Here is a 5506-nt window from a genome sequence, read left to right on the forward strand (position 1 = left end):
TTTAGAATTTAGAATTTAGAATTTAGAATTTAGAATTTAGAATTTAGAATTTAGAATTTAGAATTTAGAATTTAGAATTTAGAATTTAGAATTTAGAATTTAGAATTTAGAATTTAGAATTTAGAATCCAAGATTCAACCTTTAACCTTCAACCTGCTAACCTGCAACCTTGGCCAAAAGGCCACGCTACGCGAACAACTTTCAACCTTGCAATTAACTAATCTTTAATACCTTACTATTAAAATTTGAACTGAGCCCCTGCTTGGACTCTAGCATCAAATCCTTCTTCACCGGTACCTAGTTTAGCATCTATAACAATACCATTATTTGAATGGTACCTCAAGATGCCGCCATAGTTAAAGTCTGACACTCGACTTTCAAGCCCCACAGAGGAAAAATAAGTATTTTTTTTATCCGGATAAAAATAGAGGAATAGGGAACAGGGAACAGCGGATCTGGGAACAGGGAGTAGGGCGTGGCGGAATATGGGGTAGACAGAGAATTTATTGGCACTTTCTGGATTTCTCTCGACTCAATCAGTAGCTAATCTATGCAATAGCAAGATGTGGTAAGGGTATGGCGATTAACCCCATCGGTGTCAATTGTTCCGATGCCAGCACCCTAGCTGAGGATCAGGGTCACGAAGCATCTCAATAATAATCTCAATGACCTTTATTCCTGGAGAGCTAGTCTGTGAGTGATCGTAACGATTTAATTGAAATTTATGGTGCTCAGAATCCCGATCGCCGTGGGGATGTCATTTTTGTCCATGGACTCGGGGGTGATGCGCTAAGTACTTGGCACCCGCAAGAACGGCGAGATGATGATAATTTTTGGCCTGCTTGGCTGGGGCAAGATTTATCAGATGTGGGAATTTGGTCTCTGGCTTATGAGGTACAACCGTTTAGATGGAAGGGTAATTCTATGCCTCTGGTAGACCGGGCGACTAATAGTTTAGATCTACTGGATAGTTATGAGATAGGCGATCGCCCAATAATTTTCGTTACTCACAGTATGGGGGGACTGCTGGTTAAACAGATGCTGCGCAGTGCTAGGGACTTTGGCAAATGGGAAGCGATCGCATCTGGGACGAGGGGAATTGTTTTCCTGTCTACCCCTCATTCTGGTTCGGTCTTTGGGCGCTTTCCTAGGCCGGGTTCCCCGGCCTAGGAAAGCGCCTTCGGGTCGCACCTCAAATACATTAAATCCTGACACAGCATTATAACCTGTGTCAGGTATAATACTTGTATGCTAACAATGACCTACGAATACAAGCTAGAACCAAATACCGAACAGATTGCTACTATCGAGCAAACGCTAGATATATGTCGATCGGTTTGGAACTTCGCCCTTAGACAGCGTAAAGATTGGTGTGCATCTCGTAAGTCGTCTATAAATGCTTGTTCGATTCATTATGAATACATCATTCCTGCTAACGAACCATTTCCTAACTACCATTTGCAAGCCAAACAGTTAACCGAAGCTAAGAAAGTCTATCCTCAACTCAAATTAGTTCACTCTCAAGTTCTACAGCAAACATTAAGAACCTTAGATAGAGCTTGGGATGATATGAAGGCTAGGGGTTTTGGTTTCCCACGGTTTAAAAATAAGTATCGGATGCGTTCTTTTGTTTTTCCACAGTTAGGGAAAAACCCGATCAGAAATGATGCTATTAAGATTCCCAAACTGGGATGGGTGAAATGGCGACAATCTAGACCTATTCCCTTTGGGTTTGAAGTCAAACAAGCAAGAGTAGTTAAAAAGGCATCTGGTTACTTTGTGATGCTATCACTTAAACTAAATGTTGACGTTCCTAATCCCATGCCTCACGGTCATCCGCGAGGTGTGGATTTGGGCTTTGACAAGTTTGTTGCTACCAGTGATGGCGAAGAGATTAAGCGACCTAGATTTCTGAAAACCCTACAACGTAAGCTGAAATTGCTACAACGTAGGCTAAAGAACAAACAAAAAGGCTCGAATAATCGGCACAAGTTAAACCAGAAAATAGCTAGACTACATCAGCAAATATCTGAGACTCGTAAAGATTGGCATTTTAAGCTGGCTCATCATTTGTGTGATGGTGCTGGCATGATATTTTTAGAAGATATCAACTTTGTCTCATGGCAAAGAGGGATGCTTTCAAAACACAGTGTCGATGCTGGATTCGGTCAGTTTGTAAATATATTAAAGTGGGTCTGTTTTCGTCGTGGCGTATATTTTGCCAAAGTCAATAAGGATGGGACTTCTCAGATTTGTCCTAACTGTGGCGCACATACAGGAAAGAAAACTCTAGATATTCGTTTTCAGCATTGCTTTGATTGTGGATATACAACTACACGGGATGTAGCAGCTAGCCAAGAAATTAGGAATCGTGGAGTAAGTGCGCTAGGGCATAGCGTGCTAGAAAATGTCTGTGGATTGGAAGCGACGGGGAGTATTGGTCACGATACTCTAGTTGGCACGAGACGAAGCAGAAAACCTAATTCGCGAGAGTTAGGAATCCCCCACTAAGACATCGAGCATAGCAAGATGGCGCTATGTGGGGGGAGGATGTCAAACAAACCTTTCCAGGGTCTAGGTTGGTTTTACCAAGGTCAAGGGGCTTATAACCAGGCATTACCCTGGTTAGAGCGATTCTTAAATCTCACCAAAAAAGGGGGTTCGGGGGATTATCCCCCGCAGCTAACCGTTCGCGCAGCGTGACCGAATGGTCAAGGGTTCAACACTCTTGAGGTTAGCTAACAAACTTTCCGGAATAGCCAGTATCTTGTTGTAGAATAAACATAACTGAAATGAGCAAAGGCACTCTTTTTACTTCGGAGAAACGGCCATGCCAGTAGGTTAGTATCGGCGAGTGATACGCTTGCTCAAAGTATTGGGGCTGTCCGGGAGATGTTGAAAAAACTCCTAGGTCAACAACACCCATCTGTTGCCAAATCTCTCAACAATCTGGCATTACTCTACTCTAAGCAGTACAAAAAAATAGCAATTAAAGTAGGGTGGGCAAAGTAATCTAATCTATCAATACTCACGCATAGCCAAACTGTTTTTGCCCACCCTACAAGCTAAAAAATCTAGCCTAGAGCAAGTTAATTTTTATGCTAGACTATAGAGATTTAATCACTAGGATTGCAGTCATTTTTTTATGATGACAAAAGTAGAAAAGATTCAAGCTGAAATTGAGGCTCTCTCTAAGGAAGATTTCGTGCGCTTGAGAGAGTGGTTTGCTGAAAAAGACTGGTTACTCTGGGATAAACAGCTTGAAGCTGATATCGCCGATGGGAAGTTAGACTTCTTACTTGAGGAGGCAATGACAGCTAAATCCGAAGGAAAATTACAGGATTTGTAAGCGGTAAATTTTAGTGGCTTGAATCCCTGGTTCAGATCCCCCTAAATCCCCCGAGCGAGGGATTGCTCGCTCGGGGGACTTTTGAATCTAATTCCCCCCTTTTTTAAGGGGGGTTAGGGGGGATCAAAGACTTGTGTGTACAAAAAAATAGCAATTAAAGTAGGGTGGGCAAAGTAATCTAATCTAGAATAATCAAAAGAACCAAAATGTTTTTGCCCACCCTACAAGCTGATAGCTGATAGCTGTCAGCCGTCAGCCATAGTAAAAAAAAATACCAATTAAAGTAGGGTGGGCAAAGTAATCTAATCTAGAATAATCAAAAGAACCAAAATGTTTTTGCCCACCCTACAAGCTGATAGCTGAATGCTCCCGATTCCCGATTCCCGATTCCCGATTCCCGATTCCCGATTCCCTACTCCCTTATCAAATCATCGTAACCGTCCCGAACGCAAAATACTGACAATCAGCCACAATCCTAAAAAACTAGCAGCAGCAAACAGGATATTAGTAACCACTAACATCTGGGGAGTTTGGCTTCCTGAGGCCACAATTGCTGCACCGATAATCAGGGAACCGACTACAATACTGAAGGAAAGTCGATTAGCGGAATCATCGATACTGTAACGTAGTTTGTCTAGCTCTGGGACGGTAATATTCCACTTCAGGGTTTCGGAACTAACCCGGTTTAAAAATAATTCGATTTGAGAAGGCGATCGCAATGACAGGCTTTTGAGATCTAAAATAGTTCTCAGAAGGGTTTGTAAGGGATCATCTCCCAGGAGTTGACGCCGAAACACTTCCGTAATCAGGGGTTTGATTTGGTCGAGCAGGTTAATGTCAGGATAAAATCCACGGGTAACCCCTTCCAAGTTAGCTAGGGTTTTGGCATATAAACCCATATTACCGGGTAAGCGGATTTTATTATTGCGCGAGACTTGCAGTATCTCATAAAACACTTCACTAAAGTTGATTTTGGAGAGGCTTCGGTTGTAATACTTGCGCAGCATGCGGTCATAGTCATTTTCCAGGCCAGATAAATTGACCGACTCACCGGCTTCAGATAGTTGTAGGGTTAACTGAGCACATCGCTTGCCATCTAAATCTACAATTGCTAGGAGCATCTCCGTCAAAATCTGTTGGCTGCGGGGGTCTAAGCGTCCAATCATGCCACAGTCTAATAAAGCGACACGACCATCCCTCAGATAAAATATGTTTCCGGGATGGGGGTCAGCATGGAAGAAGCCATCAATGTAAACCTGCTGGAAAAAAGCCCGAAATAACAGGGTGGTAATTTCCCGTCGCTGGGTCTGGGGATCTTTGCCCTCTTGAGTTTGTGATAATTGCGCCGATAGCAGAGGTGCCCCTTCCAGCCACTCAATGGTAAGTAGCTTTTGGCTGGTCAAATCCCAGTAAATCTTTGGTATCACTAATTGCTGGGAATCGAACCAGCGGCTATTGGATAGATTACTGCGGAGTTTATCGGTATAGTTAGCTTCTTGGGTAAAATCCAGTTCTGCTTCTAGGGCAGTAACAAATTCATCTGCTATGACAACGATATCGTAAGTCTTACCAAATTCCGTCAGAGAGACTAACTCCGCTAAGCCCCGAATGATAGCAATATCTTGGGCAACTATCTGGTCAATCCCAGGACGTTGCACTTTCAGAGCCACCTCTTGACCATTTTTGAGGGTAGCCCGATGGACTTGACCAATGGAACCAGCAGCAATGGCTTGGGGATTGATGGTAGTAAAGGTTTCTGAGATTGGCTTGGCTAGTTCTTGCTGTAGCAGGCTTTCGATTTCACTCCAGGCTACTGCTGGTACATTGGCTTGCAAGTCAGTCAGGACTTCAACATAGGCTCCTGGTAATAGGTCGGGACGGGTAGACAGCAGTTGTCCTAACTTAACGTACACCGGACCTAAATCGATTAAAATGTTGCGAAGGACAGCAGGAGTGGGGAGTTGAGGTTCGTCATTATTTTTGTTGCCCGTTAGGAGTCCTCGCATGTAATCCCAACCGTTTCGGAAGACAACTTCTAGGATTTCTCGCTGGCGGGTACTGGTTTGAGTTAGGGAAAACATTGGCTGAGGGTGGTTGAGTGATTTGGTTATATCCTAGACTTCGCGGCAAAGTGGGGAATCGGGAATCGGGAATCGG

The 5506-nt window shown here is 43.5% G+C and carries 5 protein-coding genes; 3 read left to right on the plus strand and 2 right to left on the minus strand.

The genetic code is table 11. The annotated features are described in order from the left end of the window. Window positions 1-693 precede the first annotated feature (693 nt). The 3 genes from F6K38_RS18930 to F6K38_RS18940 all read left to right on the plus strand — a co-directional run bounded on the left by F6K38_RS18930 (window position 694) and on the right by F6K38_RS18940 (window position 3349). On the plus strand, window positions 694-1170 hold the full coding sequence (locus F6K38_RS18930; RefSeq protein ID WP_287254230.1) for an esterase/lipase family protein: 477 nt from the start codon (window positions 694-696) through the stop codon (window positions 1168-1170). Between the two features lie 78 nt (window positions 1171-1248). After that, a complete protein-coding gene (locus tag F6K38_RS18935; RefSeq protein ID WP_008181511.1) occupies window positions 1249-2511 on the plus strand; it encodes an RNA-guided endonuclease InsQ/TnpB family protein in 1263 nt (420 codons plus the stop codon). A 634-nt stretch (window positions 2512-3145) separates the two neighbouring features. After that, on the plus strand, window positions 3146-3349 hold the full coding sequence (locus F6K38_RS18940; RefSeq protein ID WP_229414381.1) for a hypothetical protein: 204 nt from the start codon (window positions 3146-3148) through the stop codon (window positions 3347-3349). A 428-nt stretch (window positions 3350-3777) separates the two neighbouring features. Here the strand turns inward: F6K38_RS18940 and F6K38_RS18945 are convergent, their stop codons facing one another. After that, window positions 3778-5355, minus strand: a complete 1578-nt coding sequence (locus F6K38_RS18945) for an ABC1 kinase family protein (protein ID WP_287357137.1) — start codon at window positions 5353-5355, stop codon at window positions 3778-3780. Then, the coding region (locus tag F6K38_RS18950; RefSeq protein WP_287357139.1) for a hypothetical protein at window positions 5324-5506 on the minus strand (183 nt) is incomplete at its 5' end. The genes F6K38_RS18945 and F6K38_RS18950, both read right to left, overlap by 32 nt.

Source organism: Moorena sp. SIO3B2 (assembly GCF_010692525.1).
Lineage (GTDB): Bacteria > Cyanobacteriota > Cyanobacteriia > Cyanobacteriales > Coleofasciculaceae > Moorena > Moorena producens.